The sequence below is a fragment of the Tumebacillus lipolyticus genome (assembly GCF_042682745.1).
GTDB lineage: Bacteria > Bacillota > Bacilli > Tumebacillales > Tumebacillaceae > Tumebacillus_A > Tumebacillus_A lipolyticus.
Genome location: NZ_JBHUIO010000006.1, coordinates 145,403 through 164,128 on the forward strand (window position 1 = coordinate 145,403; position 18,726 = coordinate 164,128).

The window sequence follows — 18,726 nt, forward strand, 5'->3', positions numbered from 1 at the left end:
TACGTGCCTCACAGCTCGCGTCTGCCTTCCAGCGCTTTCGACAGGGTGACCTCATCCGCATACTCAAGATCGCCGCCGACCGGCAGACCGTGAGCGATGCGGGTCACTTTGATGCCGACCGGCTTGAGCAGGCGCGAGAGATACATCGCGGTCGCTTCCCCTTCGATGTTCGGGTTGGTCGCCATGATGATCTCGTCGCATTCCACCTCTGGGTCTTGCAGGCGGCGCAGCAGTTCGGCGATGCGAATCTGGTCGGGGCCGATCCCTTCGATCGGAGAGATCGCCCCGTGCAACACATGGTACAGCCCGCCATATTCACGCGTTCGCTCCATCGCCACCACATCTTTCGGATCTTGCACCACGCAGATCACGTCGCGTCGACGGCTCTGATCGGAGCAGATGCGGCACGGGTCGGTGTCGGTGATGTTCTGACAGACCGAACAGTAATGCAGATGGCGCTTGGCGTTGACCAGCGCTTTGGCCAGATCCATCACGTCGTCTTCCTTCATCCCGAGCACGTGAAAGGCCAACCGCTGTGCTGTCTTCGGCCCGATGCCCGGCAGTCGGGAGAACCCGTCGATCAGGTTGGAGATCGGTTCTGGATAATAGAGCATGATGGATTAGAACAGGCCCGGCATGTTCATGCCTTTTGTGTACTTGCCCATCGATGCGGCAGCCATCTCATCCGCCTTTTTCATCGCGTCGTTGACCGCTGCCAACACGAGGTCTTGCAGCATTTCCACATCGTCAGGATCGACCGCTTCCGGCTTGATGTTCACCGATTGCACCACTTTGTGTCCAGTCACGACGACGGTGACCACGCCGCCGCCCGCAGAGCCTTCGACCGTCTTGGTGCCGAGCTCCTCTTGAGCTTTCATCATATCATCTTGCATCTTTTTCGCTTGCTTCATCAGCTGTTGCATGTTTTTCATCTCATGTCACCTCATCACAGAGTATGTTATTCGACCACTTCAAGATGCTCAGAACCGAACAGTGCTTTCGCTTTCTCGACCAGTTCATCCTTCTCCTCGCGCTCCGCAGAGGATCGCTCCTGCTCAGGCGCTGGAGCGCTCGCCTGGAAACTCGCTTGGAACTTCTCCCAATCGCTCTCCATGACGGCGAACAGCTGGTGTGGCTGACCGTTCATCAGCTGGGCAAAGACCGGCTCGATGATCTCGCGGTGGATCGGCTTCATCACCGTCTCCTTGTGGATCGGGCTTTTAAACGCCACCACGATGTGCCCATTGTCCACCGCTACCGGCTGTCCGGCCAGCAGCCATGCTTGCGCGGTGATCTTGCGCGCTTTGACCTCATCGAGCACGCGCGTCCAATATTGGCGAACGTGCGCCAGCGCTTCCTGGTTAGGCTGTGTCACGATCCGCTCGATCCCACCTGCGCTGATCCCGACCACCGGCGCTGGCGCACCTTTGGCGACAGGCTGCGGGGCGGTCGCAGGTTCTGCCTGCTGCGGCGCCCCGGTGACGACAGGAGCGTCTGCTGCCCGCGGCGGTGGTTGAGGCGTTGGCTGTTGTGACGGCTGGGTTGGCCGCTGTTCGGGACGCACCTGTTGCGCCTGTTGCTGCTCCACCCGAGCGGGCATCTGCTGAGGTGGCGCCACCTGCTGCCCTGCCATCGCGACGGGCAAGCCGCCCGCCAGCTTCTGTTCCAACTCCTGAATCCGCTTGAGCAGCGATTCCGGATCGAACGACTGCATCTGACAGAGGCGCACCATCAGCATCTCCAGCAGCAGCCGCCCTTGCGATTGCCACTTCAGCTCATTTTGCACCTGTGTCATCTGCTCGATCAGGCGGATCAACAGCGAGGTGTCAAACGCGGCTGCCACCTCGGCGAAGTCCTGATCGTAACGAGCCCGATCCTGCACCTCTTCCAGATGCGGCACCGTCTTGTACATCAGCAGATCGCGGAAATAGGTCACGATGTCAAAGAGCAACTGCCCGACATCCTTGCCCTTGTCGATCAGCTCGCCGATCGCCCCCAGCACCTGCGGTGCGTTTCGCTCCGCTACGCCTCGCGCGATCTGGGCGAGCACTTCGGTGCCGATCGCCCCCACCATCGAGAGGATATCCTCACGGCGCACCCGATCTCCGCCAAAGGAGATCGCCTGATCGAAGATCGAGATCGCATCGCGCATCCCGCCTTCTGCGGCGCGCGCGACCAGCCAGTACGCTTCCTCTTCCACCTCGACCTTTTTCTCCTCGGCAATATGGCGCAGGTGGTCGACGATCTGCCGTCCCAGAATGCGCCGGAAATCGAAGCGCTGACAGCGCGAGATGATCGTCGCTGGCAGCTTGTGCGGCTCCGTTGTCGCCAGGATGAACATCACATGGGACGGCGGTTCTTCCAGCGTCTTCAAAAGAGCATTGAACGCCTCCGTCGTCAGCATGTGCACCTCATCGACGATGTAGACCTTGTACCGCACTTCTGTCGGTGCGAACTTCACCTTGTCGCGCAGGTCGCGAATCTCATCGACGCCGCGGTTGCTCGCTGCGTCGATCTCCATCACATCCAGGATCGTGCCTTTGGTGATGCCGATGCAGGCGTGACACTCGTTGCACGGCTCTTCTCGCGGGCCGTGCTCACAGTTGATCGCCTTCGCCAAAACTTTTGCGGCAGACGTCTTACCCGTCCCCCGCGGGCCGTTGAAGAGATAGGCGTGCGCAATGCGCTGTTGTCGAATCGCATTTTGCAACGTCCGGGTCACATGCTCCTGCCCGACAATATCTCGAAAAAGTTGGGGTCGCCATTCCCGATACAAAGCAAGATACGCCATAGTAAGCGAACCCCTCCCTTCTACGCACATAGGTGTTCAAATTTAAGAGTATCACAGATTTTGGGCGAACGCAAAAAGGCTCCCCGCATGGAGAGCCTGCCGATTCACAGCTTTTTTTCAAGCGGACATCGTCGGTAAAAAGACCGAAAACGTCGTGCCAAACCCTTTCGATTTCACCTTGATTCTCCCGCCGAGATCGTTGACCAACCGCTGGCAGATCGGCAGCCCAAGACCGGTGCCCGTCTCCTTGGTCGTAAAGAACGCGTCGAAGATCCGATCGGTCAGATAATGCGGAACCCCAGGCCCCGTATCCTGCACATCGATGCGCACCATCCGCTCTTGGGGCAGGTACTCGGTGGAGAGGACCAGCTTCCCTCCCTGCACCTCTGCCATCGATTCGATCGCATTTTTCACAAGATTCAAAAAAACCTGCTTGAGCATCTCCGGATCGGCATACACGTGCGGCACCGACTTCAAGCTCAGATGAAATTCGATATTGTTGAGAATCGCCTCAGAGGAGATGATCGGCGCCATCGTCATGATCAGCTCTTCCATCTCGATTCGCTCCATGCGAAGTTCGCGCGGCTTGGAAAGCAACAGCAACTCCCCGACCAGCTCGTTGACCCGGTCGATCTCGCTCAACATCACATCTGTGTAGTTGAACTCCTTCTGCATGCCTTTCTTCTCCAGCTCATGGCGCATGATCTGCAAAAAACCTTTGATCGATGTCAGCGGATTGCGTATCTCATGCGCCACACCCGCTGCGATCTTGCCGACGGTCGCCAAAATCTCGTTGTGCTGAATCTTCTTCTCCAGCGATACGATGTTGCCGATGTCTTTTAAAAAGAGGCAGATCCCCGCCTGCTCCCCATCCTTGTCCCGCAAAAAGGAGCTGTCGGCGAGCAGCGTGCGCATTCTGCCCTCGCGCGAAAGGTTGACCACATGGTTGCGAAAACAGCTCTTTTCTCGCACCAAGCGCGACAGCCACTCATACTCTTCCGACATCTGGGGAAATACGTCTGACAGCCCGATCGGAAACTCGCCCGACCAGTCGCCTGGCAAAAACTCGACAGACGTCTTGTTGGCAGCCAGCACTTTCATCTCAAAATCTAGCATGACCACACCGTCGTGATACGATTCCACATCCAGGTCCTCAACTCGAAAAAGCGGCGTCCTCATCTGCACATTTTGATCGTCCATTTCGGAGGTTAGTCTCATCTCCCAATCCCCTCCAATCTATCAGAAAACTTCTACTTAATCTATTAAAATTCCTTTGATGAACCATGTCTGTTTCTGTCGAAGTGATCGAAGGGCACAAAAAAAGAAAAAGACCGATGCAATCGCACCGATCTTTTTCAAAAGGTCATTCTATAATTGTAGCCGTGCATCTGGCTTCGAATCACGCCGATGAGCAATCGGTAGCAGTTAGCTCAGACCAGGCACCCCTGCGGCACACACAAGCGATTCCCTTAGTGCTGCTTCCTTCCGGACCTGACACGGTTCAGGAGGCTTGGTCGCGCAGGACCCGATCCTCAACACCACTTACGACCAATCGGTTCACAGACGAAAACCCTCGGCCAGACATCAACCCCGCTATAGCGGATTGCGGGTTACAGGGCACCGCTACCTCCCCGTCTAGCACGACAAACTTGTTGACAAATCAAATGGCGGAGAGAGTGGGATTCGAACCCACGGTACCCGCAAAGGCACACTCGCTTTCGAGGCGAGCTCTTTCGACCACTCAGACATCTCTCCGAAACAAAAGGCTATCTCGTTCGCTTGCGACGAAGCTCTCGAAAGAACTCCTTGAGTAGTATACCGCATTCTTCAGCCAAAACACCAGTGGAAACGGCTGGTCTGTGGTTGAAGTCGTCCGTCTCGACGATGTTCATCACCGAGCCGACCGCCCCGCCCTTCGCATCCATCGCGCCGATGATCACCTCGTCAACGCGAGATAAAACGATGGAACCTGCGCACATGGGACACGGTTCTAAGGTAACATAAAGTGTGCATCCTGTCAATCTCCAGCCGCCGAGAGCGCGCGCCGCCTCGCGAATGGCGATCAGCTCCGCATGGGCGGTCGGGTCCTTCCAAATCTCCCGCATGTTGTGCCCACGGGCGATGATGGCGCCGTCTTGCACGATGACCGCTCCGATCGGCACTTCGCCATAGCTCTGCGCGATCTTCGCCTCTTGGATCGCCTCGCGCATGTAGCGCTCGTGTGAGAGCAGGCTTTGATTCAAAAGGATACACCTCCAAAAAACGTGGCGCACCCGGAGGGATTCGAACCCCCCCAAGACATCGTTTAGGAAACGATCGCTCTATCCACCTGAGCTACGGGTGCAAGTTAGAAAAAACCTCACCGATCGAGGTGAGGTTCGATGAACAAGATGGCGTGCCCAGAGAGATTCGAACTCCCGACCTTTTGATTCGTAGTCAAACGCTCTATCCAGCTGAGCTATGGGCACAGGATGGAGGAGAGGAAGGGATTCGAACCCTCGATACTGTTTCCAGTATACTCCCTTAGCAGGGGAGCGCCTTCGACCAGCTCGGCCACCTCTCCAAAAATACAGTTCTTATATTACATAATGTCGCTCTAAATTGCAAGTGGGAATGATGGGAAAAGAGCAGGGGCTAGCTCGCACATGCTCTTTTCTGCAACCGATTTCATGCTATTTCTTCTTCCCGAGGCTGAGTCGTCTGATCGAGTAGGCGGTCATGACCAGCGTGAATGCCCAGGTCGCCAGAAAGACGATCCAAACCAAGACGCGTGGCGCGTTCGGCGCGACGAAGACCAGACCGGTGAAGAAGAACATCGCGACCTGGATGAACAGGCCACGGTTAAAGGCCATGCGGTGAAACGCCATATATTGAAGCACGATGCAAACGATAAACACGATGATGTTGATCATAAATATGATGCTCGGACTCATCAAAAAGCTCCTCCCTGCCGGACGATTTACCTAGACTATTATACACTTTTTTATTCGTTACCGCGAACCTCCTTCCCCCTCGTTCATTTTCTTCCAAGCCATTCTATGTGTCTTTGAAATGTGTTACAATTGCACTCTGACAACGTTTGCAGGAGGGACTCCGATGCCTATACCCCAATTCATCACGGTTGAAGGGCCGATCGGGATCGGCAAGACGTCGCTATCCAGAGCGATCAACCAGCGATACGGCTACCATCTCCTTCAAGAGATCGTAGAGGAGAACCCATTTCTCGGGCGCTTTTATGACAACATCGAGGAGTGGAGCTTTCAGACCGAGATGTTTTTTCTCTGCAATCGCTACAAGCAGTTGGCCGACATTTCGAACTTACATCTAAAGCAGGGACATTCGGTCGTATCCGATTACAATATTTTTAAAAATACGATTTTCGCACAGCGCACGTTGCAAAAGGCGGAGCTGGACAAATACTTAAAGATCTACGACATCCTCACCTCCGACATGCCGCAGTCGACGTTGATCATCCACTTGAGCGCAAGCGTCGAGACGATCATGCAGCGCATCGCCAAGCGAGGTCGAGAGATCGAAAACAACATTGATCGCAACTACATTCGCAACTTGAGCGACGATTACGAGCTGTTCTTCGAGCGCCATCGCTATCTGCACCCTGATGTGCCGATCTTGCAGCTCGATGGGGATCAGCTCGATTTTGTGGAGCGGTCGGAAGATCTGGAGTACGTCTTCCGGATGATTGAGGAGACTATGAACAAGGAGCAATTCGAACATGCCTAAATCTACCCTTTGTGAACGGTACGGCATTCCGCGGGATGCGGTGATCACGATCGGCGGTACGGTCGGCGTCGGCAAATCGACCATCACGATGGCGCTCGCCGAGTCGCTCGGCTTCCGCACTTCGCTTGAGAAGGTGGACAGCAACCCGTACTTGGACAAGTTTTATGCAGACTTTGAAAAGTGGAGCTTTCACCTGCAAGTGTACTTTTTGGCGGAGCGTTTTAAAGAGCAGAAGCGCATCTTCGAATATGGCGGCGGCTTTGTTCAAGACCGCTCGATCTATGAAGATACTGGGATCTTCGCCAAGATGCTCTTCGACCAAGGCAAGATGAGCCAGACAGACTATCAGACCTACACCTCGCTGTTCGAAGCGATGGTGATGACCCCTTACTTCCCGCATCCAGACGTGCTGATCTATCTGGAAGGCTCTTTTGAAGACGTGTTGGCACGGATCAAAGAGCGCGGCCGTCCGATGGAGCAAAATACGGACATCGCCTACTGGGAAGAGATGTACGGCCGTTATGAAGAGTGGATCAACAACTTTACCGCTTGCCCGGTGATCCGCCTTAACATCAACGAGTATGACCTGCTCAAAGACAAAGGCTCCATTCAGCACGTCCTAGAAAAAGTTTCTCAGCGCATCGGACAAGTTCGCCAGACGATGCGCGCCTAATCGCTTCTGTTCGAATCAACAGGTTTGAATGAACTTGCGTCTCGATTCGTAGCGAGATCGACCGACTCCCCATGGATTGTCGGTCGTAGAATTTACCGCACTCACCGCCCCCATCGCTGAAGATGGGGGCTTTTGTTTGCTCCCAAACACCTTGTCGAAAGGATCGAGCAAGTCATTCCCCCATGCTTTCGTAAGATGGCGTCGAGTAAAAACGGTGCGTTGCATCGCTGGTGCAAGATAGCGTCAAGTTTGAACAGTGCTATGCACCGCTGGTGCAAGATAGCGTCGAGTTTGAACAGTGCTATGCACCGCTGATGCAAGATAGCGTCGAGTTTGAACAGCGCTTTGCATCAGCGGTGCAAGCGGGTGTCAAAATCGCATAGCGTGTGCTCCCTGCCCGTCCGCTTGTCAACGACAAAAAGCGGCCGTCGCACAAGCGATGACCGCGACGGCCTGGGAAAGCAATGATTACTATCTGCCGCCTTCCGATCGACCTTTTTGGTTTTGATGATCGTCTTGATCTTTCTTTGAACGATCTTTTTCGTTCTGCTTCTCATGGCCGTAATGGTTGCCTTTGTTTTCTTTCTTGTATTCCGATTTTTCAGATTTATCTTTCGGATTGTTCGCTTTGCGTTGCTGATCTTCGCCATTCTTCGAAGCTTGATTGGAGATCGGCTTGATCGCGCCCTTTCCGTCTGTCGTTTGGTTCGTGCCATTCGTCACATTGCCTGGCGTCGATCCGGTCGTCTGTTTGGCAGATTGATCGGCCGTACCCTGTTTGTCCTGTTCTACAGGTTCGACCGGTTGCTCTTTCTTCTCTTCATGCTTGTGCTTTTTCTGTTGCTTTTCTTTTTTCTTCTCTTGCTTTTCGATGTTCTTTTCGATGTGCTTGATCGCGTTTTCTACACCTTTGCGACCTTGTTCGGGAAGCTTGTCGAGCAATCCTTTCAGCACTTCTAACGCGTGATACAGACCCATCTTTTCTCCTTCAGAGGGCTGCTCCACCTCAGTCGGATCTTTCGCTTCCTCTTCAGGCGTCGAGGGTTGCTCGGTGACGGTGCCCGTTCCATCGGTTGTATCTTCTTGAACGGTCGAACCATCTTCAGCGGTCGTGCCCGTATTTTCGGTGGTCGAGCCGTTCTCAGCCGTCTCACCTGCAACATCCGATTGATCCTCATCGGCAGTCGATTCTGCGCTCTCTTCGCCGCCAACCAGCTCGGCAGCTTTTTGAAGGAGGTCTTCGATCTCTTTCATCTGCGCTTCATCATATTCGCTGATCTTCTGCTCCGCCAGCACTTTCAGCTCGGCCGCCTTTTCGTTGGCATACTTCAGAAGCAGCTCCGCCTCTTTTTTATCATCGAAGGTGAACATCAGGTTGATGTCACGTGCCAGCTGTTTGAAGAAGTAAAAGAAGTTGTCTGGCGTCAACCCCACATCTTCCGACTCAGCATCCGCATCCGCGTTTGGAGTGACTTCGGTCACCACAACCTTATCGCTGGTTGACTCGGTCACTCCCTCTGTCAGCACGGAGGTTACGGGAGCGTTCTCACCGTTTGCCAGCGCTGCGATCGGCGACAGCACCAAGGTGGCGATCAAAACGGAGGAGGTGAGCAATGTTTTCGATCTTTTCATAGATAAATATTCATCCTTTCAACCAGTCTCGTGTTTACTCGCTATACTTTACGAGGAATCGTTGCATGTTTTGGGTGTCGTCACCAAGAAAAAAAAGAAACTGCCGAAATGTTTCCATTCCGACAGCTTCTTGAACAGCAACAACAGCGCTATTTTTTCTCAATCTTCGTCACGCCGCCCATGTAGGGAACCAGCGCTTCCGGAATCAACACCGAGCCATCTTCCTGCTGGTAGTTTTCCAAGATCGCCGCCACCGTGCGGCCGACCGCCAGCCCGGAGCCGTTGATCGTGTGCACAAACTCCGGCTTGGCACCCGCTTCCGGACGGAAGCGGATGTTCGCCCGACGCGCTTGGAAATCCTCAAAGTTCGTGCAGGACGAGATCTCGCGGTACGTATCAGCACCTGGCATCCACACCTCAAGGTCTGTCTTCTTCGCCGCGCCAAATCCGAGATCCCCTGTGCACATGTCGAGCGCTCGATATGGAAGTCCCAACCGCTGCAGGATCGTCTCCGCATGGCCGACAAGCTCCTCCCACTCTTGATAGGATCGATCAGGATGGGAGAACTTGACCATCTCTACTTTGTTGAACTGATGCTGACGAATCAGTCCGCGCGTATCGCGCCCTGCCGATCCCGCCTCCGAACGGAAGCATGGCGTGTAGGCGACAAAGTAGACGGGCAGCTGCTCGGCGGTGAGGATCTCATCGCGGTAGTAGTTGGTCACCGGCACTTCGGCGGTCGGCGTGAGGAAGTAGTCTGTGTCGACCAGTTTGAACGCATCCTCTTCAAACTTCGGCAAATTGCCCGTGCCGGTCATCGACGCGCGGTTGACGATAAACGGAGGCAGGACTTCCGTATACCCGTGCTCGTCAATATGAATGTCCAGCATGAAGTTGATCAGCGCGCGCTCGATGCGCGCTCCAAGCCCTTTGTAAAAAGAGAAGCGCGCACCCGTCACCTTAGCGGCCGCTTCAAAGTCGATGATGCCGAGCTCTGTCGCCAAGTCCCAGTGCGATTTCGGTGTGAACGAGAAGCTCGGGATCGTGCCGACCTGCTTAAACTCCACGTTCTCCTCTTCGGTCAACCCGATCGGCACGCTTTCGTGCGGCAGGTTCGGGATGCAGAGCAGCTGGTGATGCGTGCGCTCTTCAACCGTGCGCAGTTCCTCGTCGAGCGCTTTGATCCGATCGCCCACCTCGCGCATCTCGGCGATGATCGCATCGGCGTTCTCCCCCGACTTTTTCAGTTTGGCCACCTCTTGCGACACCGCGTTGCGACGCGCTTTCAACTGTTCGACTTCGACCAGCAGCTCGCGACGCCGCTTGTCCAACTCTAAAAATTGATCGAGCGCTTCGGCCGACTCACCGCGATTTTGCAGCGCCTGACGCACGCGCTCCGGCTCACTGCGAAGAACTTTCGGATCTAACATGTGCTGTCCCTCCACAAAAAACTCCCGTCGCAAAAGGACGAGAGCCTGTTTTCATATTTTTTAGTTTATCATAAATTGACGCTTCAAAACCACATACATCGCGTGCGACCAGAGCAGCGGTTTTGCCGGCTGTCCCCAGCGCTCGATCCACCGCTGATGCTCCGTTGGCACGAACAGCCCCTCTGGTACTTGCTCGGGCAGATTGCCCCCTGCATCCGCCTGTGCCTCCACCCAGGTGAGCAGATCGGTCGCCCGCTTCACATCACCCCTCTGCAGATGATACCAGCCGAGCCAGGCGGTCAGCAGCGGCCATGCGCCGCCGCCGTAAAACGAGTCGTCCCGATAGCGATGTACCCCGCCGGTGCAAAGCTCTGCCTCCACCGCTGCTACCGTCCGCACCATCCGCAGATCCGCTGGCGCAAACATCGCGAACGGCACGGCGAGCGACAGCAGGTTGGCATCGATCCTCAGATCTCCGAGCGACTTGATAAAACGGCCTTCCACCACCCCTGAGCGCTCGACCAGTTCGCGCATCTTCCGGCAGGCAGGTTCGATCTGCAGATCGAGATCGGGAAACAGCTCTGCCAGCGCGCGCAGCCCACCGTAGATGGCGGCAAGCGTGCTCGGGTGAACCTGATCCCCCCGCTCTTCCCAACAATCAAAGCAAGGTTCCGACCAGAACTCCAGCAGATAGGCTCCTGTCGCGCGCAGGCTCGGCGCAAACTCCGCTCGCAAGATGTCAGCACCCGCTCGGCGCTTCAGGTGCTCCCCAAAGCCCCAGAGGTACATCCCATAGCCGTCCAGCTGATGATTTCCCCACGGCTCGCTGCCCGCTTCCCCCTCGACCGTAAAGCGAGTGTGCAAAAACTGTTCTGGCGTCGGTCGCTCCCCCCGTCGCTTTTGTTCGATCAAGGTGTCGATTTTCGCTGCCTGCTTCCTGATCGTCCGATCGACCCAGCGATAAAACTTCTCTGCCGCCTCCACCTCTCCGGCCAGATCCATGCTGTAGGCGAGCCAGGTTCCGTCGCGCAACCAACAGTACTGGTACTGTGAGAAGGCGGGTGCTGCGACAAACGCGCCGCTCGGCGCCTGATGCCGTTTGATCAACTCACTGCTGTACCTGTAGAGCTCCATCTGCGCAACCTCCACCCAATCTCTGTCGGATGGTTCCATATATACGAAAAGAGGAGCGTCACAATGACGCTCCCCCTTCTATACGGACGCTTTTGCTGTTTCTACCATGCCTAAAAAGTATTTGTGCAGGCGAACATCATCTGTCAGTTCCGGATGGAACGATGCGCCGAGCAGATTGCCTTGGCGAGCGGTGACGATCCGGTCGTCGTACGCGCAGAGCACTTCCACGTCCGGGCCGACCTCCATGATGTGCGGGGCGCGGATGAAGACGGCCGGATATGGCTCGTCCCCTTCCAGACCTGCTACCTCAAGGTTCGCTTCAAAGGAGTCCACTTGACGACCAAACGAGTTGCGATCCACCAGCGCGTCGAGCACGCCGATGTGCGACCAGTCTTGACCGTTGATCCGTTCGGCGAGCAAAATCAGACCTGCGCAGGTGCCAAACATCGGCACGCCGCGCTTTGCCATCTCACGCATCGGCTCCATCAGTTCGTACTTGTGCATCAGTTTGCCGATCGTCGTGCTCTCGCCGCCTGGCAACACCAGTCCGTCGAGACCTTCGAGGTCGGACGGCCATTTGACTGCGACGACTTGATCAGCCCCTGCTTGCTCCAAGCTCTTGATGTGCTCTGCGACAGCACCTTGCAAAGCCAATACGCCGATTTTCATGGGAGCTCGCTCCGCTTACCAGCCGCGCTCTGCCATGCGCTCGTTGTCGCGCAGGGTGGACAGCTCGATGCCCTTCATCGCGATGCCGAGGTCTTTGGACAGCTCTGCGAGCAGTTTGTAGTCGGTGTAGTGGGTGGTCGCTTCGACGATCGCTTTGGCGAACTTCTCCGGGTTGTCCGACTTGAAGATACCCGAGCCGACAAACACGCCGTCAGCGCCGAGGTGCATCATCAACGCCGCATCGGCAGGAGTTGCCACGCCGCCAGCTGCGAAGTTTACGACCGGCAGTTTGCCGTCATTTTTCACTTGCAGCAGCAGTTCAACCGGTGCGCCGATGTTTTTCGCTTCCGCTACGATCTCATCTTCTGCCATCGCGACGATCTTGCGAATTTGCGCTTGCACGGTGCGCATGTGCTTCACCGCTTCGACGATGTTGCCAGTTCCCGGCTCGCCTTTTGTGCGGAGCATCGATGCGCCTTCTGCGATGCGGCGGAGCGCTTCCCCGAGGTCACGGCATCCGCAGACGAACGGAACGGTAAAGTCGCGCTTGTTGATGTGGAATTTATCATCTGCCGGAGTCAGAACTTCCGATTCGTCGATGTAGTCAACACCCATCGCTTCCAGGATTTTTGCTTCGACAAAGTGACCGATCCGAGCTTTTGCCATCACTGGGATCGATACTGCCTTCATCACTTCTTCCATGATGGTCGGGTCTGCCATGCGAGCAACGCCGCCCGCCGCACGAATGTCAGCTGGAACGCGCTCCAGCGCCATTACTGCAACTGCGCCCGCTTCTTCTGCGATCTTCGCTTGCTCAGCGTTGACAACGTCCATGATGACGCCGCCTTTTTGCATTTCTGCCATACCGCGTTTCACACGCGTGGTACCGGTTTCGATCATTTATGGTTCCTCCTGTGCCGCGTAGTGCAAAGATTGAAAGCTCACTCGTTTCTCATTTTACATGAGTGGTGACAGGGTGACAAGAAAACGAGTTGAATAAATTCCACCTAAATTAAGTGGATTACTCTGGTTTCTGATTCGGTTTCTCGGGGGCCATGCGGCGCAAAAAGGCGCGGAACATGAAGAATCCCCCCGGAATCAAGATGATGAACAGGATCAACGATGTGATCAGATACCAAGACGGAACGTTAATCATGACGATCCCTCACTTGTTTTAGTCAAATAGACCGCTGAAGAAATCACCGATCGACGAGAACAAGCCGCTAAAGAAGTTGCCGATCCCTCTGAACATCAGACGGATCCAAGAGCCCTTCTCCACTTCCTCAGCCGCCAGCAGGTCGACAGAGGCGACTACCTTCTCATTCTGCACGACTTGCAGTTGCCCGACAACCGCATCTTTTGCAACAGGTGCTTCTACTTCATTGTAGACCACTTTCTTCTCGATCGCACCGCCCTCTTTTAGAACGGCTACGTTCAGATCCTCAGCTGCGACGGTGCCTACCTCAGTCTCCTTGCCGCTGGTGATCGGTGCAAGCTCCGACACCGCTTCCCCTTTTTTGATCACCGACTCCTGCTTGTAGCTGTTGAAGCCGTGGTCGAGGATCTTCATCGAATCGGACACGCGAACATCGTCGTTCGGAGCGCCAAGTTCGATCGAGAGCAGGCGGAATCCGTTGCGCTGTGCGGTTGCGACCAAGCAGTAGCCCGCTTCATCTGTAAAGCCTGTCTTCAGGCCGTCCAGACCATCGTATTGACCGAGCACATGGTTGGTGTTTTCCAGCTTGAACTTGCCATCTCGAATCATCTTGGTCTGAACTTTTGTCACTTCTAAGACCTGTGGGTATTTGCTGATCAGCTCGCGCGCCATGATTCCGATGTCATAGGCGGAGCTGTAATGATCAGGATGATGCAGGCCGTTCGTATCGGCAAAATGAGTATCTTTCATACCCAGCTCTTCTGCCTTTTTGTTCATGCGCTCAACAAACGCCGCTTCGCTGCCAGCGATAAACTCTGCTGTCGCCACGCACGCATCGTTGCCCGATTGGATGGCGATAAACTCAAGCATCTCCTGCAAGGTGAACTTTTCGTTCGGATCGAGCCAGACGCTCGAACCTTCGACCAGGTAGGCGTTTTTCGAGATCGGAACGATATCGGTCAGCTTCTTCTCGCCCTTTTCCACCGCTTCGTAAGCGAGCATCATCGTCATGATCTTAGTCACGGAGGCAGGATATCGCTTGGCATGCATGTCCTTCTCCCAGAGCACCTGCCCCGTCTGCGCATCGATCAGCAGGCCGACCGGAGATTGGATCTCCAAGTTAGCCCCCTGTTTGGCTTCCCCTTCCGCGTGGGCGACCGAAAGATAGGGCAGTGGCAGGATCGACTGTGCGACCGGCATCGTGGATGTCAATAGTATTGCCGCGATCAGGGCACCTGAGGCGCTCTTTTTCCAAAAGTTCATCTTTTTCATGTTGCGTTCCCCCGTCCCTAGCTTTTATTTGCTTGTTTCCTTGTTTTTTGCTTCAAAACGTGCAAATTCGATTATAGCATAGATCGAAAAAAACCGGAGTCTCAACGACTCCGGTTTCACTTGATAGACAAAAGTTTTTATTAGGAAAGGCTATAGTTGGGAGCTTCTTTGGTGATTTGCACATCGTGAGGATGGCTCTCTTTCAGCCCCGCCCCGGTGATGCGGATGAAGCGCGTGTCCGTCTTCAGCGCTTGGATCGTCGCAACGCCGCAGTAGCCCATGCCTGCGCGAATACCGCCGACCATCTGATAGATGATGTCGGCGAGCGAGCCGCGATATGGCACGCGACCTTCGATGCCTTCCGGTACGAGCTTCTTCGCATCTTCTTGGAAGTATCGATCGCCGGAGCCTTCCTTCATCGCCCCGAGCGAGCCCATGCCGCGGTACACCTTGAAGTAGCGGCCTTGGTGAATCTCCATCTCACCTGGCGATTCCTCGGTGCCGGCGAGCAGGGAGCCGACCATGACCACATCTGCACCTGCAGCCAGCGCTTTGACGATATCACCCGAATACTTGATCCCGCCGTCTGCGATGATCGGGATGTTGTATTCGCGTGCGACCGTCGCGCAATCGTAGATGGCGGTGATCTGCGGCACGCCGATGCCGGCGACGACGCGGGTGGTACAGATCGAGCCCGGCCCGATGCCGACTTTGACAGCAGATGCGCCCGCTTCGATCAGATCGCGAGTCGCTTCACCGGTGGCCACGTTGCCAGCAACGATCTGAAGGTCAGGGTATTTCGCGCGAATCTCGCGAACGGTGTTGATCACGCCAAGGGAATGACCGTGCGCCGTGTCGACCACGATCAGGTCGACACTCACCTTGACCAGCGCTTCGACGCGCTCAAAGGTATCTTTTGTCACGCCGACAGCAGCGCCGACGATCAGACGCCCGTCCTCATCTTTGGCAGCGTTGGGGAACTTGATCGCCTTCTCGATGTCTTTGATCGTGATCAAACCTTTGAGGTGGTTGTGCTCATCGACGAGCGGGAGCTTTTCCACTTTGTGCATTTGCAAAATGTGTTGCGCGTCTTGCAGGGTGGTGCCGACAGGAGCAGTCACCAGATTCTCACGCGTCATGACTTCGGAGATCTTGCGGTTGAAGTTCGTCTCGAAGCGCAGGTCGCGGTTGGTGATGATGCCGACCAGCTTGCCGTCGTTGTCGGTGATCGGCACGCCGGAGATGCGATATTTCGCCATCATCTCTTCTGCGTGATACACGTGGTGATCGGGAGAGAGGAAGATCGGGTTGGTGATGACGCCCGATTCGGAGCGCTTGACCCGGTCGACTTCTTCGGCTTGCTTCTCGATCGGCATGTTCTTGTGAATGATGCCGATGCCGCCTTCGCGCGCCATCGCGATTGCCATTTTCGACTCGGTGACGGTGTCCATGCCCGCCGACACGATCGGCGTGTTCACCTTGACTTTTTGGGTGATTCGGCTTGCCACGGAGACATCTCGCGGCAACACTTCAGACTTCGCCGGAATCAGCAATACGTCGTCAAACGTGAGACCTTCCTTACCAAATTTGTCTTCCCACATTCCGTGTTCTACCCCCAAGTTTTGTATAGTTTTTCCCTTGACCGTGGATATTATGGCTAGTTTAGCAATAGCCTATATCGCAGTCAAGCCGTGAATGATGGGATCCTTTGGAGAGAGGGGGATTGTTTTTCACGATGCAGACCACCGTTCGCATCCCGACCGAACAGCCTTATCGAAAGCTGTGGGACACATATGTGTACTTTGAGAACGAGCAGACGTCGAGCGAGTTTTTGCGCGCTCGCTATCTAAAATCGGGCTTTGATTCGGTTCAAAAGCTCGCCTATCGGGCGACGCCCAAGTTTATCTTTTCGATCAAGCAGGCGCGGGAATACTACCGGGCGGCTGAGACGTGCGACATTTTGACCAAGCCGCTCCTGCTCTACTATGGGATGATGGCGCTCGCCAAAGCGCTGATCACCTCGCACGACCCCGACTACCCCTCGACGACCAGCGTGCTGAAGCATGGGCTGTCAACTCGCAAGCTCAAGCGCGAGGAGTACGCGTTTGCAGAAGATGAGGTGCGCGTGCAAAAGGACGGTATCTTTCATGTTTTGCACCGAACGCTCGGCGGGTCGCTGTTGGCTCACCAGCAGCGCTTTTCGATGAAGGAACTGCTGGCGGTGATCCCAGAGTTGATCCCGACCTATCAGCGCTTGTACGGGCAGGCGAAGGTCGGGATGCTTGAGGTCATGCGCGAGGCGGAGCAGAAGGCGCGCTGGAGAGTGCAGCGGTCGTTTGTCGCAGGATGTGATCTGACCCGCGATGAACTGCTCGAACTGCTCAATCGCTTCGGCGAGGAGCGGACGCGCTTTCGCTATCTGGAGGAGCCGGACGAGACGGGGACGTTTTGCCTGGGGGTGGATGGGGACGAACGAGCTCATCCGCTCGTCCTGTTCGATTTCTCTGGACGTCCGCACCTGCGCTTTCCGCACGGAGAGCAACTTTTGCTCCCTGAGCTTTCGGTGCACTATCTGATCATGTTTGTGCTCGGCATGCTCTGTCGCTACGAGACGGAGCGGTGGGGGGAGATGATCCTGACCTTTTCCTCTCACGATACGTTTTTGATCAACGAGTTTTTGAACGTTTCGATGCGGAAGTATCCCAACCTGATCCTCAACGAGCTCTGCCAAGAAGAGACGATTTTTTACACCCCTCATCATCCGCACTGAGTTGGTCAATACTAGGGGCACACTTGAAACCCTGGCGCAAAGGGGGCACCGTTCTCATGAGCACGCAAATCAATCTTTACGACCTTTGGCAAGAGCGTCTCCTGCAGGTTCACGAAGAGCTGATCTCCACCTTGGATCGCTTGGTCGGACTGCCGCACTCTGCGATCGGGGAACTGTGGCACCAACAACGGCGTGGGATCACCTCTTTGCTCCTCCTGCTCGCGGGGGAAGCGTGCCATGCGCGGGAGGAGGAGGCACAAAAGGCGGCGGTCAGCATCGAGCTCCTGATGCTCTCCACAAAGCTGTTGGAAGGGATCGAGGAAGGGAGCATCATCTCCCACGGTCAATTGTTGGCTGGAAGCTACTTGCAGACAGAAGCGCTTTCCCGCTGTGCCGATCTCCCCGCTGCCGTGGTTCAATCCTATGCGGAGCTGTGCAGGCGCCTGATCCAAAGAAAGCCACGCCGGGGGGCGCAACCCGATTGGCCGGAGATCAACGAACACGCCTACTTGGAGCGCGCCTATTTTCGCTCCGCTCTGTTGGCTGCGACCTGTGGCAAGATCGGAGCTCGACTCGGTTCTGCCGCCTCCGAAGTGGAGGAGGCGTTGACCGCATACGGTTATTCGCTCGGGATGGCGCTTCAAGTGCAGGAGGATCTGCAGTCGGTGTGGGAACTCCCCGCTCGCGCCGGGCGCAAAGTGCTGCCCGCCTGTCCGCTCGACAGCGCTCCGCTCTCGATCCGCTCCGCGCGAGGGGTGATGCGAAGCTATGTGAACAAGGCGAAACGCAGCCTCTCGGTGCTTCCCCCGACGCTGGCAAAATGTTCGTTGCTCGATTTGACCAACATGCTGTTCGATCAGCCGGAGTGAGAGGAACCTTGACGATTCGCGACTATAAAAAATGAAAAAGACCCGATCATCAGATCGAGTCTTATCTTTTGCCTAGCGACGTCCTACTCTCCCGGGACCCTGCGGTCCAAGTACCATACCTTCGCTTTCGCTACGGTGGTTCTTCGCTCCGCTTCGAACGTGGCACCTTTTCTACTTCCTTTTCGCTTTTGAAAAGTGAAAAGACCCGATCATCAGATCGAGTCTTATCTTTTGCCTAGCGACGTCCTACTCTCCCAGGACCCTGCGGTCCAAGTACCATTGGCTCTGCGGAGCTTAACTTCTGTGTTCGAGATGGGAACAGGTGTGACCTCCGCGACATTATCACTAGACGGCTGGTGCGGTCAAGAGGACTTGAACCTCCACAGGGTTGCCCCCACAAGAACCTGAATCTTGCGCGTCTGCCAATTCCGCCATGACCGCGTATGAAGTTTGGAAAAACACGCCTAGCGGCGACCTACTCTCCCAGGACCCTGCGGTCCAAGTACCATCGGCTCTGCGGAACTTAACTTCTGTGTTCGGGATGGGAACAGGTGTGACCTCCGCGACATTGCCACTAGACACAGGTGTA

Annotated in this window: 19 protein-coding genes, 5 tRNA genes, 2 rRNA genes and 1 other RNA gene; 5 read left to right on the forward strand and 22 right to left on the reverse strand. The window is 55.6% G+C overall.

Annotated elements, in window-relative coordinates; all coding sequences use genetic code 11:
• Positions 1 to 8 precede the first annotated feature (8 nt).
• The 11 genes from recR to ACFSOY_RS12235 all read right to left on the reverse strand — a co-directional run bounded on the left by recR (position 9) and on the right by ACFSOY_RS12235 (position 5,724).
• Positions 9 to 614 (reverse strand): recombination mediator RecR, encoded by a 606-nt coding sequence (recR, locus tag ACFSOY_RS12185; RefSeq protein ID WP_386047032.1) that lies wholly within the window; start codon positions 612 to 614, stop codon positions 9 to 11.
• A gap of 6 nt (positions 615 to 620) precedes the next feature.
• Positions 621 to 932: a YbaB/EbfC family nucleoid-associated protein gene (locus tag ACFSOY_RS12190; protein WP_386047034.1), complete on the reverse strand. Its 312-nt coding sequence runs from the start codon at positions 930 to 932 to the stop codon at positions 621 to 623.
• Between the two features lie 26 nt (positions 933 to 958).
• The gene (gene dnaX / locus ACFSOY_RS12195) at positions 959 to 2,791 is read right to left on the reverse strand and encodes a DNA polymerase III subunit gamma/tau (RefSeq protein ID WP_386047036.1); all 1,833 of its coding nucleotides are present in this window, start codon (positions 2,789 to 2,791) and stop codon (positions 959 to 961) included.
• A gap of 117 nt (positions 2,792 to 2,908) precedes the next feature.
• Positions 2,909 to 4,009, reverse strand: coding sequence for a two-component system sensor histidine kinase NtrB (locus ACFSOY_RS12200; protein WP_386047038.1), 1,101 nt, complete (start codon positions 4,007 to 4,009; stop codon positions 2,909 to 2,911).
• 162 nt (positions 4,010 to 4,171) lie between these two features.
• Positions 4,172 to 4,435: signal recognition particle sRNA large type (ffs, locus tag ACFSOY_RS12205), an RNA gene on the reverse strand.
• A 21-nt stretch (positions 4,436 to 4,456) separates the two neighbouring features.
• Positions 4,457 to 4,546, reverse strand: a tRNA-Ser gene (locus ACFSOY_RS12210).
• Positions 4,547 to 4,557: 11 nt separating this feature from the next.
• Complete coding sequence (tadA, locus tag ACFSOY_RS12215) at positions 4,558 to 5,034, reverse strand: tRNA adenosine(34) deaminase TadA (RefSeq protein WP_386047040.1); 477 nt, start codon at positions 5,032 to 5,034, stop codon at positions 4,558 to 4,560.
• 22 nt (positions 5,035 to 5,056) lie between these two features.
• A tRNA-Arg gene (locus ACFSOY_RS12220) sits at positions 5,057 to 5,135 on the reverse strand.
• Between the two features lie 47 nt (positions 5,136 to 5,182).
• Positions 5,183 to 5,259 (reverse strand) — tRNA-Arg (locus ACFSOY_RS12225).
• Positions 5,260 to 5,263: 4 nt separating this feature from the next.
• Positions 5,264 to 5,354: transfer RNA gene (locus ACFSOY_RS12230), tRNA-Ser, on the reverse strand.
• 109 nt (positions 5,355 to 5,463) lie between these two features.
• Positions 5,464 to 5,724 (reverse strand): hypothetical protein, encoded by a 261-nt coding sequence (locus ACFSOY_RS12235; RefSeq protein ID WP_386047042.1) that lies wholly within the window; start codon positions 5,722 to 5,724, stop codon positions 5,464 to 5,466.
• A gap of 163 nt (positions 5,725 to 5,887) precedes the next feature.
• Between ACFSOY_RS12235 and ACFSOY_RS12240 the strand changes: the two genes are divergently transcribed.
• The 3 genes from ACFSOY_RS12240 (at position 5,888) to ACFSOY_RS12250 (ending at position 7,588) form a co-directional block, all read left to right on the forward strand.
• The gene (locus tag ACFSOY_RS12240; protein WP_386047044.1) at positions 5,888 to 6,532 is read left to right on the forward strand and encodes a deoxynucleoside kinase; all 645 of its coding nucleotides are present in this window, start codon (positions 5,888 to 5,890) and stop codon (positions 6,530 to 6,532) included.
• Complete coding sequence (locus tag ACFSOY_RS12245; protein ID WP_386047046.1) at positions 6,525 to 7,205, forward strand: deoxynucleoside kinase; 681 nt, start codon at positions 6,525 to 6,527, stop codon at positions 7,203 to 7,205. Before ACFSOY_RS12240 ends, ACFSOY_RS12245 begins: the two co-directional genes overlap by 8 nt.
• Before the next feature lie 230 nt (positions 7,206 to 7,435).
• On the forward strand, positions 7,436 to 7,588 hold the full coding sequence (locus ACFSOY_RS12250; protein ID WP_386047047.1) for a hypothetical protein: 153 nt from the start codon (positions 7,436 to 7,438) through the stop codon (positions 7,586 to 7,588).
• Between the two features lie 88 nt (positions 7,589 to 7,676).
• Here the strand turns inward: ACFSOY_RS12250 and ACFSOY_RS12255 are convergent, their stop codons facing one another.
• The 8 genes from ACFSOY_RS12255 to guaB all read right to left on the reverse strand — a co-directional run bounded on the left by ACFSOY_RS12255 (position 7,677) and on the right by guaB (position 16,099).
• On the reverse strand, positions 7,677 to 8,837 hold the full coding sequence (locus tag ACFSOY_RS12255) for a DUF5667 domain-containing protein (protein WP_386047049.1): 1,161 nt from the start codon (positions 8,835 to 8,837) through the stop codon (positions 7,677 to 7,679).
• A gap of 149 nt (positions 8,838 to 8,986) precedes the next feature.
• Positions 8,987 to 10,267 (reverse strand): serine--tRNA ligase, encoded by a 1,281-nt coding sequence (gene serS / locus ACFSOY_RS12260; RefSeq protein ID WP_386047051.1) that lies wholly within the window; start codon positions 10,265 to 10,267, stop codon positions 8,987 to 8,989.
• 60 nt (positions 10,268 to 10,327) lie between these two features.
• Complete coding sequence (locus ACFSOY_RS12265) at positions 10,328 to 11,401, reverse strand: glycoside hydrolase family 15 protein (protein ID WP_386047053.1); 1,074 nt, start codon at positions 11,399 to 11,401, stop codon at positions 10,328 to 10,330.
• Between the two features lie 78 nt (positions 11,402 to 11,479).
• Complete coding sequence (pdxT, locus tag ACFSOY_RS12270; protein WP_386047055.1) at positions 11,480 to 12,070, reverse strand: pyridoxal 5'-phosphate synthase glutaminase subunit PdxT; 591 nt, start codon at positions 12,068 to 12,070, stop codon at positions 11,480 to 11,482.
• Between the two features lie 15 nt (positions 12,071 to 12,085).
• Positions 12,086 to 12,970, reverse strand: a complete 885-nt coding sequence (gene pdxS, locus ACFSOY_RS12275; protein WP_386047057.1) for a pyridoxal 5'-phosphate synthase lyase subunit PdxS — start codon at positions 12,968 to 12,970, stop codon at positions 12,086 to 12,088.
• Positions 12,971 to 13,091: 121 nt separating this feature from the next.
• Positions 13,092 to 13,226, reverse strand: a complete 135-nt coding sequence (locus ACFSOY_RS12280; RefSeq protein ID WP_386047059.1) for a hypothetical protein — start codon at positions 13,224 to 13,226, stop codon at positions 13,092 to 13,094.
• Between the two features lie 18 nt (positions 13,227 to 13,244).
• Positions 13,245 to 14,498 carry a D-alanyl-D-alanine carboxypeptidase family protein gene (locus ACFSOY_RS12285; protein ID WP_386047061.1) on the reverse strand — a complete coding sequence of 418 codons (1,254 nt, stop codon included), beginning with the start codon at positions 14,496 to 14,498 and terminating at the stop codon, positions 13,245 to 13,247.
• 140 nt (positions 14,499 to 14,638) lie between these two features.
• Positions 14,639 to 16,099 carry an IMP dehydrogenase gene (guaB, locus tag ACFSOY_RS12290; protein ID WP_386047062.1) on the reverse strand — a complete coding sequence of 487 codons (1,461 nt, stop codon included), beginning with the start codon at positions 16,097 to 16,099 and terminating at the stop codon, positions 14,639 to 14,641.
• A 134-nt stretch (positions 16,100 to 16,233) separates the two neighbouring features.
• Between guaB and ACFSOY_RS12295 the strand changes: the two genes are divergently transcribed.
• On the forward strand, positions 16,234 to 17,268 hold the full coding sequence (locus ACFSOY_RS12295; RefSeq protein ID WP_386047064.1) for a YaaC family protein: 1,035 nt from the start codon (positions 16,234 to 16,236) through the stop codon (positions 17,266 to 17,268).
• A gap of 56 nt (positions 17,269 to 17,324) precedes the next feature.
• The gene (locus tag ACFSOY_RS12300) at positions 17,325 to 18,137 is read left to right on the forward strand and encodes a polyprenyl synthetase family protein (RefSeq protein ID WP_386047066.1); all 813 of its coding nucleotides are present in this window, start codon (positions 17,325 to 17,327) and stop codon (positions 18,135 to 18,137) included.
• Positions 18,138 to 18,370: 233 nt separating this feature from the next.
• Here the strand turns inward: ACFSOY_RS12300 and rrf (ACFSOY_RS12305) are convergent.
• The 3 genes from rrf (ACFSOY_RS12305) to rrf (ACFSOY_RS12315) all read right to left on the reverse strand — a co-directional run bounded on the left by rrf (ACFSOY_RS12305) (position 18,371) and on the right by rrf (ACFSOY_RS12315) (position 18,716).
• A 5S ribosomal RNA gene (rrf, locus tag ACFSOY_RS12305) occupies positions 18,371 to 18,487 on the reverse strand.
• Between the two features lie 4 nt (positions 18,488 to 18,491).
• A tRNA-Leu gene (locus ACFSOY_RS12310) sits at positions 18,492 to 18,578 on the reverse strand.
• A gap of 21 nt (positions 18,579 to 18,599) precedes the next feature.
• A 5S ribosomal RNA gene (gene rrf / locus ACFSOY_RS12315) occupies positions 18,600 to 18,716 on the reverse strand.
• Positions 18,717 to 18,726: the final 10 nt, after the last annotated feature.

Coding starts and splice junctions, on each gene's coding strand:
- ACFSOY_RS12235 (WP_386047042.1), bottom strand. CDS start 5,724: ATGAGTCCGAGCATCATATTTATGATCAACATCATCGTGTTTATCGTT.
- ACFSOY_RS12200 (WP_386047038.1), bottom strand. CDS start 4,009: ATGAGACTAACCTCCGAAATGGACGATCAAAATGTGCAGATGAGGACG.
- ACFSOY_RS12255 (WP_386047049.1), bottom strand. CDS start 8,837: ATGAAAAGATCGAAAACATTGCTCACCTCCTCCGTTTTGATCGCCACC.
- ACFSOY_RS12300 (WP_386047066.1), top strand. CDS start 17,325: ATGAGCACGCAAATCAATCTTTACGACCTTTGGCAAGAGCGTCTCCTG.
- ACFSOY_RS12265 (WP_386047053.1), bottom strand. CDS start 11,401: ATGGAGCTCTACAGGTACAGCAGTGAGTTGATCAAACGGCATCAGGCG.
- ACFSOY_RS12280 (WP_386047059.1), bottom strand. CDS start 13,226: ATGATTAACGTTCCGTCTTGGTATCTGATCACATCGTTGATCCTGTTC.
- pdxT (WP_386047055.1), bottom strand. CDS start 12,070: ATGAAAATCGGCGTATTGGCTTTGCAAGGTGCTGTCGCAGAGCACATC.
- serS (WP_386047051.1), bottom strand. CDS start 10,267: ATGTTAGATCCGAAAGTTCTTCGCAGTGAGCCGGAGCGCGTGCGTCAG.
- dnaX (WP_386047036.1), bottom strand. CDS start 2,791: ATGGCGTATCTTGCTTTGTATCGGGAATGGCGACCCCAACTTTTTCGA.
- ACFSOY_RS12190 (WP_386047034.1), bottom strand. CDS start 932: ATGAAAAACATGCAACAGCTGATGAAGCAAGCGAAAAAGATGCAAGAT.
- ACFSOY_RS12245 (WP_386047046.1), top strand. CDS start 6,525: ATGCCTAAATCTACCCTTTGTGAACGGTACGGCATTCCGCGGGATGCG.
- ACFSOY_RS12295 (WP_386047064.1), top strand. CDS start 16,234: ATGCAGACCACCGTTCGCATCCCGACCGAACAGCCTTATCGAAAGCTG.
- pdxS (WP_386047057.1), bottom strand. CDS start 12,970: ATGATCGAAACCGGTACCACGCGTGTGAAACGCGGTATGGCAGAAATG.
- recR (WP_386047032.1), bottom strand. CDS start 614: ATGCTCTATTATCCAGAACCGATCTCCAACCTGATCGACGGGTTCTCC.
- guaB (WP_386047062.1), bottom strand. CDS start 16,099: ATGTGGGAAGACAAATTTGGTAAGGAAGGTCTCACGTTTGACGACGTA.
- ACFSOY_RS12285 (WP_386047061.1), bottom strand. CDS start 14,498: ATGAAAAAGATGAACTTTTGGAAAAAGAGCGCCTCAGGTGCCCTGATC.
- ACFSOY_RS12240 (WP_386047044.1), top strand. CDS start 5,888: ATGCCTATACCCCAATTCATCACGGTTGAAGGGCCGATCGGGATCGGC.